Genomic DNA, 13143 nt, shown 5'->3' on the forward strand with positions numbered 1-13143 from the left:
AGCTGGTCGTGAACAACGTCCAGTTCAAGGACGGCGAACCCTTGACCGATCAGTCAGACAGGACTGCCGCCTGACCGGCCATACACAGAATTTGACAATAACTCAACCTGACCCAGCAACCCGCCGCTTCCCTTCCCTGCGGGCTGGATCAGCAAGGGCTGCCGGTGGGCCTGCATTTGGTGGCCGGAAAATACCAGGACCTCAAGGTGCTGCACGCTGCACAGTTGCTTGAGCGCTATTTGCCGCTATTAACGCCACCTGAATACGCGCCCCCATAACAGGCCTGACACAGAGGCTAAACGTCAGCCAACTGCCTGCGTGCCAACTCGGCGAACTGTTTGCGCGAGGGTTTGAGCGCCACCTGCGGTGGCCAGGGTAGCCAGGCATCGGGGACCATGAAGCCCGGCAGCACCTCGCGTACCCAGGCGGCCAGGGCCTTGTGGCAGAGCGCATCGGTTTGCGGTTCGATGAAGGCCACCGGGCGCTCGCCCCACTCCGGGTGGGGCACGGCCACCACCAGCGCCTGGGCCACGCCCGGGTAGTCGACCAGCCGCTGCTCGATGCTCTCTGGCTGAATGTTTTCACCGCCGGAAATGAACACGTTGTCGAGCCGCCCTTCGACGACGAGCGCCTGCTGGTCGTCGAAGTAGCCTCGGTCACGGGTGGCGAACCAGCCCTCGTCGTTGACGGCGGGGTCCAGCGCGCCATCGGCCAGATAGCCGCTGAACAGCGTGTCGCCCTTGACCTGAATTTCGCCATCCACCACCCGCACCTGACGCCCCGGCAAGGGCTGCCCTACCACGCCAGGGGCGGAGGGCAAGCCGGTGCACACCTGGCTGGCCATTTCCGACAGCCCGTAGCTGACCTTGGGCGTCAGCCCCAGGCGCTGCAAGCGTTCGACCAGCGGCGCGGGAATGGCCGCGCCCCCCAGCAGTAGCTCGCGAAGCTGGGTGTGTCGAGGGTCGAAGCCTTCCCTCAGTAGCCGCCAAAGCTGCGTCGGCACCAATGAAAGGTGGGTGATAGGCTGCTGCATCAGGCGCTCAGCCAGCGGGCGAGTCGCATCGTCCAGCACCAGCCGCCCCCCGGCCAGAAAGACCCGAAACGCAATGGCATAGCCCCCCACATGAAACAGCGGCAGCGAAAGCAGCCAGCCGCTATCCGGGTCCACAGGAATCAGCGACGCCGAACCCCGCGCCGAAGCCAGATGATTACCCACCCGGTGCAGCACCGCCTTGGGCGGGCCGCTGGAGCCGGAGGTGAGGATGGTGTTGCTGCGCTGGCTCGCGTACAAGACCGGTGGCTCGCCGGGGTCGGCCTCCGCGCGGTAGTCGAGGGAGATCGGCGGCAGCTCGGAAGAGTAGGCAAAGTCGCTTTCCGGCTGGCACACCCGGGTGACCTGCATCCGCCGCGCCAGCGCCTGCTGCTGAGCCACGGGAAACGCCGGATTCAGCGGGCAGAACACCACCCCTGCCCGCAGGCAGGCCCAGGCCAGCAGCACGCCCTGCAACGACCCTCGGGTGGGTACCAAAAGGGGAATGCCCGGCATCAGGCCCTGCCTGGCCAACTGCTGGGCCAGGGATGCCACGCGCCGGTTCAACGTGCGATAGCTCAGGCGCACCGCGCCCGCCTCCACCGCGATATGCTCCGGCGTCTGCTGGGCCCAGTAGTGAATGGGGCATGTCTCGGTCACGGGGAAAGCTCCTTGCGGTCGTCGCCAGCAGCGGCGTGGTAGAGGCTGTGCAGCCGCGCGTGCCGCAACTCACCGGCTGGCGAGAGAAGTGATTCGCTGAACGCCTGGGCGGTATCCAGCCCCGCAGGCTCCTCGGGAGCCCACTGCCGGGCCAGGCAGCTCAACTGCCCCAACCCCCACTGAGATTCGAAACTGGATGAGATCACCACCCGCAAGCGGTGGGCCCTGGCGCGCTGAACCAACGCCTGGCAGGCCGCGAACCCGCCAATCAGCGTCGGCTTGATGACCAGCGCCGCCAGCCGGGGGTGCGGCGCCCAGGCAGTGCCGCGCTGCAGGGTTTCATCCAGGGCGATGTCGATGCCCGTGTCGTCCGCCACGGCGATGCTGTCTGCCAGCGTAGCACAGGGCTCCTCCAGGTAATCGATTTGGGCAGGCGAGAGCTGCTGGCAAAAGCGCAGTGCCTGCTCGCGCTGCCAGCCACCGTTGGCATCGAGGATCAGTCGCGTGTTGGGTAGCCACTTGGCAAGGCTTGCGATCAAGGCCAGCTCCGCATCGCTCGGGTAGCGGGCCACCTTCAGCTTGATGCGCTCTGGTGGGGCGGCCTGCCATTGGGCCGCGCGCTCCGGCAGTGCACTCATCAGCGCTTGCGGGGTGCCCTGCAGCAATGGGTAAGGCGGCAGAGGAGCAGGCAGGGAAGCAGGCCAGCGGTGCCGGGCACAGTCAAAACCAAACTGTACTGAAGGTAACGTTGGCGTTGCTGTCTCACCGCGCTCTATAGCCGCCAGGCAGGCCAGGCTCTCGGCGGTGGCGTCAGCGAGGCTCTCACGGGAAAAGCCAGGCAAAGGGGCTATCTCGCCCCACTGGCCGTTGATGGTGACTAACAGGCCTTCTCTGCTCGCCAACCGCTGACCTTTGAACATCAGCGGCTGGCGAAACGGTAGCGAGTAGCGGTAAAGCGCCAGCGCCATCAGGGGTTGCGCGGGTAGCGCGAGAAGTCCGGGCGGCGCTTTTCATTGAAGGCGTTGCGCCCTTCCTGCCCCTCGTCGGTCATGTAGAAGAGCATGGTGGCATTGCCCGCCAGCTCCTGCAGCCCGGCCTGGCCGTCGCAGTCGGCGTTCAGCGCCGCTTTCAAGCAGCGCAGCGCCATGGGGCTATGCTGCAGCATTTCACGGCACCAGCGCACGCTCTCTCGCTCCAGCTCGGCCACCGGCACCACGTGGTTCACCAGCCCCATCTCCAACGCCTGGGCGGCGCTGTACTGTCGGCACAGGAACCATATTTCACGGGCTTTTTTCTGGCCGACGATTCTCGCCATGTAAGAAGCCCCGTAGCCCCCGTCAAACGACCCCACCTTGGGGCCCGTTTGCCCGAAAACGGCGTTGTCGGCGGCGATGGTCAGGTCACACATCATGTGCAGCACGTGGCCACCGCCAATGGCGTAGCCCGCCACCATGGCGATAATCGGCTTAGGGCAGGTGCGAATGTCACGCTGGAAATCCAGCACGTTGAGGTGATGGGTGCCCGCCTCGTCGCGGTAGCCGCCGTAGTCGCCACGAATGCGCTGGTCGCCCCCGGAGCAGAAGGCCTGTTCGCCTGCCCCGGTCAGCAGAATCGCGCCAATGGCGCTGTCGTGGCGCGCGCGGCCCAGGGCATGGATCATCTCGCTCACCGTTTGCGGGCGAAACGCATTGCGTACCTCAGGGCGATTGATGGTGATCCGGGCAATGCCCTCCTCAGCGGTGTGATAGAGGATGTCCTGGTACTCCTGCGAGGCATCCTGCCACGCGATGGGGGCATACAGCGCCTGTTCCGTGAGTCCTTCGATCATGCTGACCTCGTGCTTTATCAGGGGTGTGCATTATTTTTGATACGACCATATTCGCGAGCGGGCCTCAGCGCAGCCAGCCCACGATCACCAGAGCCAGCGCCAACAGGCTCAGCAGGGACGCCAGGCCGTACATCAGCCATTTGTTGCGGGTGTCCTGGCCCAGGCTCAGGTCGAATAGGCCATGGCGCAGCCGGTGGGCGGCATGAAACAGCGGCAAGCACACGGCGGCGCCGATGAACAGCACGCCGGGCAGGCTGAACAGCAGGCGGGAGGCCCGCTCGTGGCCAAGCGCCTCGGCGGGCAGCAGGCCCAACGGCAGCAATAGCCCGATGAACAGAATCACCGCAGGCAAGACCACGGCAAAACAGACGCCCCCGGCACTGAACAGCCCCCACCACAGGGGTTCGTCATAGGCTTGCCGAGGCTGACCCAGGGGTGCTTTTTGATGTGAGGTTTTCATGCGCCGCCCCTCCCCAAGAGCCAGAACAACACGACCGCCACTGCCACGACTCCCGCCCACTGGCCAGCAACGATGGCACCAGCGGGTACGCTGCGCCCCGCCACGCGTAGCGGCATGACCCGAGGAAACAGCACGAAGAAGGTGGCCGCGTGATAGAGGCTGGCCACCAGCGCCAGCGCGTTCAGCAATAGCACCAGCGGCGAGCCCATGAAGGCCACCCAGCCCTGCCAGCTCGCCGGGCCCTGCAACAGCGCGAACACCCCTGCCAACAGGCAGAGAATGAAAAACACCAGCGGCACCACCGTGGCTTCGCGCAGCATATAGCGCTTGAAGAAACCGTGCTTAAGCCACCAGTTGCGCTTCAGGGGCGGCAGCCGTTGTGATGATGATTTTTCCATGAGGCACTCTCCCGACGGTTCGTTCTGGCCAATCAGCCCTTGAACAGTGCGATCAGCGTATGTTTGGCGGCCTCGACCTTGCCCTGATTGACCGCAGCGGCCGGGTCGACGTGCTTGGGGCATACCTGCGAGCAGAAGCCCACGAAGGTACAGCTCCAGACACCATCATGGCGGTTGAGCTGCGCCATGCGCTGGCGTTTGCCCTGATCCCGGCTGTCCAGGTTGTAACGGTGTGCCAGGGTCAGCGCCGCAGGCCCCAGAAACTCCGGGTTCAAACCAAACTGCGGGCACGCCGAATAGCACAGGCCACAGTTGATGCAGTTGGCAAACTGCCGATAGCGCGCCAGCTGTTCAGGCATTTGTGTGTGGGGCTGCGCCTGGCCGGGGTCGAAGGTTTGCACCGGGTCCTGTTCGATCAGGTAGGGCTTCACCGCCGCCAGGTGCTCCAGGAACAGCGCCATGTCCACGACCAGGTCCCGCTGCACGGGGAAGTGCGCCAGCGGTTCGATACGAATCTCGTCAGGGTAGTCGCGCAGGAAGGTTTTACAGCCCAGCCTGGGAATGCCGTTGACCATGACGCCGCAGGAGCCACAAATCGCCATTCGGCAAGACCAGCGGTAGCTCAGCGTGCTGTCCTGCTGCTCCTTGATATGGTTCAACGCGTCGAGAAGCGAGGTGCTGTCCTCCACCGCAACGTCGTAGGTTTGCCAGTAGGGTTCCGCTGCGCTGTCGGGCAGGTAACGCTTGATGCTGATGTGCTTGTTCATGCCTTGCCTCCCTTGGCCGCATCCCCGTAAACCCGCGCGGCCGGGGCCGAAAAACGGGTATCCACCGCCTGCCAGCGCAGCTCGGCGGGCGCGTCACCCTGGTAAAACACCTGGCTATGCTTGAGATAGCCCACATCGTCACGGGCCTGCAGGCCCTCGTCCAGGCGCTGGTGGGCACCCCGGGATTCGCGACGCTCCAACGCGGCCAGGCACGACGCTTCGGCAATCTCCAGCCCGTAGCCAAACTCCAGACACTCCAGCAGCTCGGTATTGAAGATCTTGCTGGTGTCACTGACCCGCACCTGGGCATAGCGCTGGCGCAGCTGGCGAAGGGTGTCCAACGCCTGCTGCATGCCTGCTTCGGTGCGGTAAATGCCGCAGCCGCTCTCCATGGCCTGCACCATAGCGTGTTTGAGCGTCACCCAGGATTCACCGCTGCCCTGGCCATCGCATAGCGTGGCCAGCCGCGCCTGCTGCCGCTGGGCCTGCGCCTGCAAGACCGGCAGCGCCACCCAGTCGGTGCGGGCAGCCCGCTGGCTGGCCTGCTCCCCGGCCAAGCGGCCAAAAACCAGCAGCTCGGTCAGCGAATTGGAGCCCAGCCGGTTGGCCCCATGCAGGCCTACCGAGGCACACTCCCCGGCGGCGTACAGCCCCGCGATGGTGGTTTCGCACTGGGGATCGGTTTCGATGCCGCCCATGGTGTAGTGCACCGCAGGCCGAATCGGGATCGGCTCCTTGACGGGGTCGACATTGATATAGGATTTGGCCAGCTCGCAGATGAACGGCAGGCGCTCATGCAGATAGTCGGCGCCCAGGTGGCGAAGGTCGAGATAGACCACGTCGCTGTCGCCAAACTTGCCGGTGCGCCCGGCCTGCTGCTCCTGCCAGAACGCCTGGGAAAGCTTGTCCCGAGGGCCCAGCTCCATGTACTTGTTTTCCGGCTTGCCCAGGGGTGTTTCCGGCCCTAGGCCATAGTCCTGGAGGTAGCGGTAACCCTCCTTGTTGAGCAGAATACCGCCTTCCCCCCGGCACGCTTCGGTGATCAGGATGCCCGAGCCGGGCAGGCCGGTGGGGTGGTACTGCACGAATTCCATGTCGCGCAGCGCCACGCCGTGGCGGTAGGCCATGGCCATGCCGTCGCCGGTGACGATGCCCGCATTGGTATTAAAGCGGAACAGCCGCCCGGCCCCGCCGGTGGCCAGCACCACCGCCTTGGCACGCAACAGCAGCAGCTCGCCCGTGGCGACCTGCAGGGCAATGACGCCCACCACGGCCCCTTCGTGCACGGCCAGGTCCAGTACGAAGTACTCGTCGAAGCGTTCGATCTCGGGGTATTTCAGCGAGGTCTGAAACAGCGTGTGCAGCATATGGAAGCCGGTCTTGTCGGCAGCAAACCAGGTGCGCGCGGTTTTCATGCCGCCAAAGCGGCGCACCTGTATGCGGCCATCGGGCTGGCGGCTCCAGGGGCACCCCCAGCGCTCCATCTGCACCAGCTCCTGGTAGGCGTGGCGCACGAAGTAGTCCACCACGCCCTGCTCCACCAGCCAGTCGCCCCCGGAAACCGTGTCGTCGAAGTGCGCCTGAAACGAGTCCTCGTCACTGGTCACCGCGGCTGCGCCCCCCTCGGCCGCCACCGTGTGGGAACGCATGGGATACACCTTGGACACCAGCGCAATACGCTGCGCGTGACCGCCCTGTTTAGCCTGCTCGGCGGCCGCGATGGCGGCCCGCAGGCCCGCGCCCCCACCGCCGACGATGACGATATCCACATCCTGCTGCTGCATGGCACCCCCTTGTGCGGCTGCACTACTCATGACGGACTTCTCATGACGCAATTCTCATGACGCGATTCTCATGACGCGATTCCGGCCTGCGCACGGCCTGCCGCCCTGCTGATGAAGCGACGTTATCACAGCCCGACAGGCCCTCGGCCTTGATCTAAAGCATGATTGATGTAGATCAAATAAACCGCGACTTGCCTTGCCTATGCTTTCCCTGACACCCGTGAAACACCACGCTGAACCTCATCTCTGCTGTGCTCACTCAGGCAAGGCGCTACGGCTTGCCGATAACTTATCGAGAGGTCGCCATGAACCTCAGCGCTTCGCTCCGCACTCGCTGGCCGCTGCTCGCGCCACTGGCCACCACGCTGGTGATCGCCCTGCTGCCTACCCCGGCCGGGCTACCGCCCCATGCCTGGTACTTCTTTGCCATCTTCATGGGCTGCGTAGTCGGCCTGATTCTGGAACCCCTGCCCGGCGCGGTCATCGGGCTGGTTGGCGTTACCCTGGTGGCGCTGCTTTCCCGCTGGGTGCTGTTCTCCCCGGAGCAGCTGGCCAACGACGGCTTCAACGCCGCCAACCAGGCCTTCGCCTGGGCGGTCTCGGGGTTCACCAACGCCACCGTCTGGCTGATTTTCGGTGCCTTCATGTTTGCCCTGGGGTATGAAAAGACCGGGCTGGGGCGGCGGATTTCGCTGTGGCTGGTGCACGCCATGGGCAAGCGCACGCTGACCCTGGGCTACGCGGTGATGATCGCCGATGGCATTCTGGCCCCTTTTACGCCCTCCAATACGGCGCGCAGCGCAGGCACCATCTATCCGGTCATTCGTAACCTGCCGCCGCTGTACGACTCGCACCCCAACGACCCCAGCATGAAGCGTATGGGCAGCTTCCTGATGTGGACCGCCATTGCGGCCACCTGCGTGACCAGCTCGATGTTTCTCACCGCCCTAGCACCGAACCTGCTGGCCATCGCGCTCACCGAAAGCGCCACGGGCATCCATATCAGTTGGGGGCAGTGGTTCGTGGCGGTGGTGCCGGTGGGGGTACTTCTGCTGCTGTTGGTGCCGCTGCTGTGCTACTGGCTGTGCGCCCCGGAGGTAAAGGCCGGGCATGAGATCTCCGACTGGGCGAAAGGGGAACTGCAGAACCTGGGCCCACTGACCCGCCACGAAATCGTGCTGGTCATCATGGTGGGCACCGCGCTGCTGCTATGGATCTTCGCTGGCGACCGGGTATCGGCGTCGCTGGTGGGGCTGGTGGTCATCTGCGGCATGCTGCTGACCGGCATGGTGAGCTGGAACGACATTCTCGATAACCGCGCTGCCTGGAACACCTTCGTGTGGTTTGCCACCCTGGTGGCTCTGGCGGGCGGCTTGAGCCAGGTGGGCTTCGTGGGCTGGTTCGGCAACCTGGTGGGTGGGCAGATCAGCCACTTCGACCCGCTGCTGGCCATGGTCGCCCTGGTGGTCATCTTCTATGTTCTGCACTACTTCTTCGCCAGCGTCACCGCCCACGTAACTGCCCTGCTGCCGGTCATGCTGGCGGCGGCGTCGGGCATTGCCGGGCTGGACATGCAGCTGTTCATTCTGCTGTTACTGCCCACCCTGGGCTTCATGGGCATCCTGACCCCTTATGGCACCGGCCCCAGCCCGGTGTATTACGGCAGCGGATACTTGCCCAGCGCGCTGTACTGGCGCCTGGGGGCCATCTTCGGGCTGCTGTTCCTGGTGGCCTGGCTGGCCATTGGCCTGCCCTGGCTACTGCTGATTCAGTGAGCCATGTACTGATTCAGTGAACCAGACGCTGCCGCGCCTCAGCGCGGCAGCGTTTGTGCCAAGTGCTGCGCCAGTTGCCGTGCCAAATGCCCTGCCATGGCCTTGGGGTGTTCCACGTGCAGGTTATGGCCGCCCGGCAGCGCCCAGTGGCGCAGGCGCGGCGCGTGCTGCGCCAGGCGGTTGGCCAGGGTGTTGAACTTAGGGTCCCGCAGGCCGGAGAAATAGCCCACCGGCAGGTCGGTCTCGGCCAGCCACTGCCAGAGAGAGGGCTGCCGACCCAGCGAGGTAGCCCGCAGCATGTGCGCCACGGCGGGGCCATGGTTGGCCAACCGGCGCTGAATCTGACGCTGGCGCTGTGGTGGCGTCAAATCGGCAAACACCGACTGCTGGTACCATGCGGTCAGCACGTCGGCCAACGCCGACTGCTCAAAACGCTTCGCCCAGTGCTCATCGTGGGCAAGGCGCGCTTCCCGCTCTGGCGCGGCCAGCCCGGGGTGCGCGCTCTCCAACCACAGCGCCTCCAAACCAGCGGGCCGCCGGCTGGCATGATAGAGCGCCAGCCGGCCACCCAGGGAGTAGCCCAGCAGGCCATAACGCCCAACGCCCGCCTCGGCCAGCGTGCCGCTGAGCCAGTCATGAAAATCCGCAAAAGAGCCCACCGCAGGCGTGGTGGGCTGCCCATGCCCCGGCAGGTTCAGCGCCAGGCAGCGCACGCCCGGCAGCACTTGTTCCAGCGCCTCGCCAAGCGCTTGCCAATCTTGCTGATCGCCCAGCAGGCCGTGCAGCATCACCAGCGTAAAGGGCGGCGAAGGGTCATGATGCATCGGGTGCCTCCCTGAGCCACGCGCCCAGAGCCTGCAACGCATCGGTGGCCTGCTGATGGGGCACCGTGACCTCGATCAGCGTCACCCCGGCCTCCAGCGCCTGAGTGTAGACCTCGCAAAACGCCGCCAGCGTGGTCGGTGCGGCATAGTTCAGGTGAAACATGCGCGCCGCATGCTCGAACGCGAGCCCGTGGGGTTGGCGATAGTAGCGCTCCAGCAGGTCGCCTTCGTCCGGCACCGGCAGCATGTGGAAAATGCTGCCGCCATCGTTATTCAGCACCACCACGACCAGCGGCGCCTGGGCCCTGGCCAGCAGCGCCAGGCTGTTGAGGTCGTGAAGCGCGCTGGTGTCGCCCAGAATCACCGTGGTGGGTTCATCAGTCGTGCAGGCCAAGCCATACGCGGTGGCCAGCAGCCCATCGATGCCCGAAGCTCCGCGATTGGCCATCACCCGCAGCGGCGTCGAACGGGTCGAGCCCAGCATGTTCATCAACCGGGCGGGCAGGCTATTGCCCACGAACAGCGCCCCTCTGGCCAGTTGGGCCAGCTGATGACACACCCCCAGCTCGGAAAACTCCGCCGTATAGCGTTCGATGCCCTGGCGGGTGCGCTGCTGCAGGCGTGCCAGAGTATGCCAGGGGAGCTGGGTGGGCCCTGCGGGCAGCGTGGCGATGGCCTCGGCGGGCGTGCACACCAGCCGCTGGGTAAGGGTGAAGTCCGGGTCCAGGCGCTGGGGTAACGGGTCGACCAGCCACGCCTGCTGCCAGGGGTGGCGGGCAATCATCTGGGTCAGGCGCTTGGAAATCAGCCGGCCGCCAAACTGCAGCAGCACGTTGGCGCGGCCCAGCTCGGCGCTGACCTGCGGGTCCTGAAGGGCCAGGTCCATGTGCACCAGGTGGCGCGGGTCGCCGTGCAGCTGGCTTTGCAGGTCGGCCAGCAGCGGCCAGCCCAACTGCTCGGCCAGGGCCGCAATGGGGGCCGCCTGCTGGGGGTCATCGATTCGCCCCACCACGATTACCCCGCGCTGCCGGGTGAAGGCGGCGGGCCATGCCACCGGCAGGGCGGCGGGGGCGGTTTGCCAGGCGCTCCAGGGGGCATCGCTGTGCTGCCAGCGCGAAAGCGGCGCCAGGTAGTCGCTGGCCTCCACGGGCGGGCCGGAGGGGTAGAGCGGTTCGCGGTAGCGGCAGTTGAAGTGCACCGGGCCCGGCAGCCGGTGCTGCCGCGCCATGGTCTGGTCGATCGTGCTGAGCAAATAGGCGGCGGGAATCTCGCGGCTGGGGGTCGGCAAGTCGTGGTGCGCCACCGTGTGGCGGGCGAAGATATCCCGCTGGTCGATGGCCTGGTTACTGCCGTTATCCAGCAGCTCGATGGGCCGGTCGGCAGACAGAATCACCAGCGGCACGCCCAGCAGCGCGGCTTCCACCACGGCCGGATAAAGGTTGGCCACCGCCGTGCCGGACGTGGTGATCACCGCCACCGGCTGCTGGGCGCCTCGGGCCAGGCCCAGCGCCATGAACCCCAGCCCGCGCTCGTCAAAGTGAGTATGGCAGCGCAGCCCGGCGTGCTCGCTGGCCGCCATGGTCAGCGGGGTGGAGCGCGAGCCCGGCGCCACGACTACCTCGCGCAGCCCCCAGCGGTACAGCTCTTCCAACAGCAGCGACGCCCAAACGTGGTTAAAGGTGGCGTAATGCATCGGCTTATCCCATTCCCAGCAGCGAGAGAATATCGGCAATCTTGGCATCCAGCTCGTGCCACTCGTCTTCGGCCTGCGACCCCGCCACGATACCCGCCCCCGCATACAGGCGGATCGCCGTATCGCTGACCTGGGCACAGCGAATCGACACCGCCAGCTCGCTGGAGTCATGCCCCACGCGGCCAAAAGCACCGGCGTACCAGCCCCTGGCGTGGCGCTCCAGCTCACGGATTCTGGCCAGCGCCGCCGACCGCGGGGTGCCGCCGACGGCGGGCGTGGGCGGTAGCACGGCGAGCAGCTGCTGGTCGGTGATGAAGGGGTGCAGCTCGGCGTGAATTTCGCGGCGAATATGCTGCACGGACCGCAGCGGCACCACGTGGGCCTCGCCCATTTCCAGGCGCTGGGCCAGCGGCTCCAGCTGGGTCAGCAGCTGCTGGTAAACACACTGGTTTTCCAGGCCGTTCTTTTTATCGGCCAGCAGCGCTCCGGCGAGCGCTTCGTCCTGCGCCGTGTCACGCCCCCGCCGGGCCGTACCGGCCAGTGCCTCCGTCACCAGCTGCTGGCCCTGGCGGCGATAGAGCCGTTCGGGGGAGCAGCCAATCAGCGCCGTACCGGTCGCCCACTGCACCCCGAAATGAAAGCAGTGCCGCGCCTCGGCCTGCCAGCGCCCCAGCAAGGCCCAGGGGCTGGGCACGCGCTCGGCGGTCAGGCAGGTTTCTCGAGAAAGTACCACTTTGGGAAGTTGCTGCAGCCGTTCGGGCTGGGTCACCTGCGACACCCAGTGGGCCCATTCCGGCCGAGTGGGCGTATCACACCGCTGGTAGCTGCCATGAGCCACCGGGGGCAGCGGCCGTTCCGGGGCGATGGCCGCCAGGCACGCCTGGGCGGCGGCCAGCTCTTCGGCAGGAGGGCGGTCATCGAAGCACAGGTTCACGGAAAGCGTACACCGCCCCTGCTGGCGCTGGAGCAGCACCCGGGGCAGTATGAAGCGGCAGTCACCAAACCCGGGCCAACCCGCCGCTTGGGCATCGAAGGCCACCCCGCCGAAATAGTCGGGCGAGCCGCTGGCGGGCTGGGCCTGAGCTTGAGCTTGAGCTTGAGCTTGAGCCTGCATATCGACCTGCAGCGCCACCAGAGAGTCAAATGCCCGCGCCTCGCCCAGCACGGCATAGCCCGCCGCCGAAGCCTCACGCGGCTGCCAATAAAGGCGGGGCGTCACGCCCTGGGCGTTCAACCACCCCACCAAATCCTCCACCTCGCAGGGCACACTCAGGCTCTGCGTACCCCGGCATGCCAAAAGGTCCAGCGCCGACAGCTGTGCTGCCAGCGCCTTCGCGGCCTGGATCACCTGCATAGTGCGTTACTTCCCTAATAACCGATGCCTGATATAGGGTAGCACCCAGCGGTCGCCGCCATAGCGCCCGGCGTTGGCACCGGCCACCAGCAGGAAAAAGCTCAGGGCAATCATCCAGGGGTTGGTGGACACCGTGCCCGCCATCAGGAACGACATGTTCATGACGATGGCAAAGAAAGCGGCATAGCAGGTCAACACGCCCACGATCAGCCCCAGCCCCACCAGCACTTCCCCCAGCGGGATCATCACGTTGATCACATCCGCATACGGCAGCGCGACATGCTCCAGAAACGCCACGTAGTTGGGGTAGACCATACTGCCTTCGCGCATGACCGGGTTGGCCACGGCGTTGCGCAAAAACCCTTCGGCATTGAAGCCGCCGGTCATCTTGCCGATGCCCAGGGTCAGCCAGGTAATGCCCAGGTACAGCCTCAACAGTAGCCAAACCAGGGCAGCATATTTGTTTTGTCTGAAAAACTCGCCGATCATCGCGTAGACTCCTGCCACGTTCACTTTCAGGGGGAAGCCCCAGTGTGCGTCAGGACGGATACCTCTTTTTTGACCCAGGTC

At 65.6% G+C, this 13143-nt stretch carries 12 protein-coding genes; 1 reads left to right on the forward strand and 11 read right to left on the reverse strand.

Annotated features, from left to right (window positions below; genetic code table 11):
- Positions 1-295: 295 nt before the first annotated feature.
- From IE091_RS14335 to frdA, 7 genes are all read right to left on the reverse strand, one after another.
- Positions 296-1690: an AMP-binding protein gene (locus IE091_RS14335; RefSeq protein ID WP_189463948.1), complete on the reverse strand. Its 1395-nt coding sequence runs from the start codon at positions 1688-1690 to the stop codon at positions 296-298.
- Complete coding sequence (gene menC / locus IE091_RS14340; RefSeq protein ID WP_189463949.1) at positions 1687-2658, reverse strand: o-succinylbenzoate synthase; 972 nt, start codon at positions 2656-2658, stop codon at positions 1687-1689. The genes IE091_RS14335 and menC overlap by 4 nt, the downstream gene beginning before the upstream one ends.
- Complete coding sequence (gene menB, locus IE091_RS14345; protein ID WP_137093054.1) at positions 2658-3518, reverse strand: 1,4-dihydroxy-2-naphthoyl-CoA synthase; 861 nt, start codon at positions 3516-3518, stop codon at positions 2658-2660. Before menB ends, menC begins: the two co-directional genes overlap by 1 nt.
- A gap of 64 nt (positions 3519-3582) precedes the next feature.
- Positions 3583-3978, reverse strand: a complete 396-nt coding sequence (gene frdD, locus IE091_RS14350) for a fumarate reductase subunit FrdD (RefSeq protein ID WP_189463950.1) — start codon at positions 3976-3978, stop codon at positions 3583-3585.
- Positions 3975-4376, reverse strand: coding sequence for a fumarate reductase subunit C (locus IE091_RS14355; RefSeq protein ID WP_016915187.1), 402 nt, complete (start codon positions 4374-4376; stop codon positions 3975-3977). Before IE091_RS14355 ends, frdD begins: the two co-directional genes overlap by 4 nt.
- A gap of 32 nt (positions 4377-4408) precedes the next feature.
- Positions 4409-5143 (reverse strand): succinate dehydrogenase/fumarate reductase iron-sulfur subunit, encoded by a 735-nt coding sequence (locus tag IE091_RS14360; RefSeq protein WP_189463951.1) that lies wholly within the window; start codon positions 5141-5143, stop codon positions 4409-4411.
- Positions 5140-6927, reverse strand: coding sequence for a fumarate reductase (quinol) flavoprotein subunit (frdA, locus tag IE091_RS14365; protein WP_096923386.1), 1788 nt, complete (start codon positions 6925-6927; stop codon positions 5140-5142). Before frdA ends, IE091_RS14360 begins: the two co-directional genes overlap by 4 nt.
- Before the next feature lie 305 nt (positions 6928-7232).
- Between frdA and IE091_RS14370 the strand changes: the two genes are divergently transcribed.
- Entirely contained in the window at positions 7233-8702 is a 1470-nt protein-coding gene (locus IE091_RS14370; protein ID WP_189463952.1) for an anion permease, read from the forward strand.
- Between the two features lie 38 nt (positions 8703-8740).
- Here IE091_RS14370 and menH read toward each other — a convergent pair whose 3' ends face one another.
- From menH to IE091_RS14390, 4 genes are read right to left on the reverse strand one after another with little or no spacing between them, the layout of a single operon-like run.
- Positions 8741-9526 (reverse strand): 2-succinyl-6-hydroxy-2,4-cyclohexadiene-1-carboxylate synthase, encoded by a 786-nt coding sequence (gene menH / locus IE091_RS14375; protein WP_189463953.1) that lies wholly within the window; start codon positions 9524-9526, stop codon positions 8741-8743.
- Positions 9516-11219 carry a 2-succinyl-5-enolpyruvyl-6-hydroxy-3-cyclohexene-1-carboxylic-acid synthase gene (gene menD, locus IE091_RS14380; RefSeq protein ID WP_189463954.1) on the reverse strand — a complete coding sequence of 568 codons (1704 nt, stop codon included), beginning with the start codon at positions 11217-11219 and terminating at the stop codon, positions 9516-9518. Before menD ends, menH begins: the two co-directional genes overlap by 11 nt.
- 4 nt (positions 11220-11223) lie before the next feature.
- Positions 11224-12573 carry an isochorismate synthase gene (locus IE091_RS14385; protein ID WP_189463955.1) on the reverse strand — a complete coding sequence of 450 codons (1350 nt, stop codon included), beginning with the start codon at positions 12571-12573 and terminating at the stop codon, positions 11224-11226.
- Between the two features lie 6 nt (positions 12574-12579).
- Complete coding sequence (locus tag IE091_RS14390; RefSeq protein WP_189463956.1) at positions 12580-13062, reverse strand: DoxX family membrane protein; 483 nt, start codon at positions 13060-13062, stop codon at positions 12580-12582.
- Positions 13063-13143: the final 81 nt, after the last annotated feature.

This window comes from Vreelandella hamiltonii (assembly GCF_014651775.1).
In the GTDB taxonomy this organism is placed as follows: domain Bacteria; phylum Pseudomonadota; class Gammaproteobacteria; order Pseudomonadales; family Halomonadaceae; genus Vreelandella; species Vreelandella hamiltonii.

Bases quoted from the DNA above. Each gene is read 5' to 3' on its own strand.
- menC (WP_189463949.1), bottom strand. From the start codon at position 2,658: ATGGCGCTGGCGCTTTACCGCTACTCGCTACCGTTTCGCCAGCCGCTG.
- menB (WP_137093054.1), bottom strand. From the start codon at position 3,518: ATGATCGAAGGACTCACGGAACAGGCGCTGTATGCCCCCATCGCGTGG.
- frdD (WP_189463950.1), bottom strand. From the start codon at position 3,978: ATGAAAACCTCACATCAAAAAGCACCCCTGGGTCAGCCTCGGCAAGCC.
- IE091_RS14355 (WP_016915187.1), bottom strand. From the start codon at position 4,376: ATGGAAAAATCATCATCACAACGGCTGCCGCCCCTGAAGCGCAACTGG.
- IE091_RS14360 (WP_189463951.1), bottom strand. From the start codon at position 5,143: ATGAACAAGCACATCAGCATCAAGCGTTACCTGCCCGACAGCGCAGCG.
- frdA (WP_096923386.1), bottom strand. From the start codon at position 6,927: ATGCAGCAGCAGGATGTGGATATCGTCATCGTCGGCGGTGGGGGCGCG.
- IE091_RS14370 (WP_189463952.1), top strand. From the start codon at position 7,233: ATGAACCTCAGCGCTTCGCTCCGCACTCGCTGGCCGCTGCTCGCGCCA.
- menH (WP_189463953.1), bottom strand. From the start codon at position 9,526: ATGCATCATGACCCTTCGCCGCCCTTTACGCTGGTGATGCTGCACGGC.
- menD (WP_189463954.1), bottom strand. From the start codon at position 11,219: ATGCATTACGCCACCTTTAACCACGTTTGGGCGTCGCTGCTGTTGGAA.
- IE091_RS14385 (WP_189463955.1), bottom strand. From the start codon at position 12,573: ATGCAGGTGATCCAGGCCGCGAAGGCGCTGGCAGCACAGCTGTCGGCG.
- IE091_RS14390 (WP_189463956.1), bottom strand. From the start codon at position 13,062: ATGATCGGCGAGTTTTTCAGACAAAACAAATATGCTGCCCTGGTTTGG.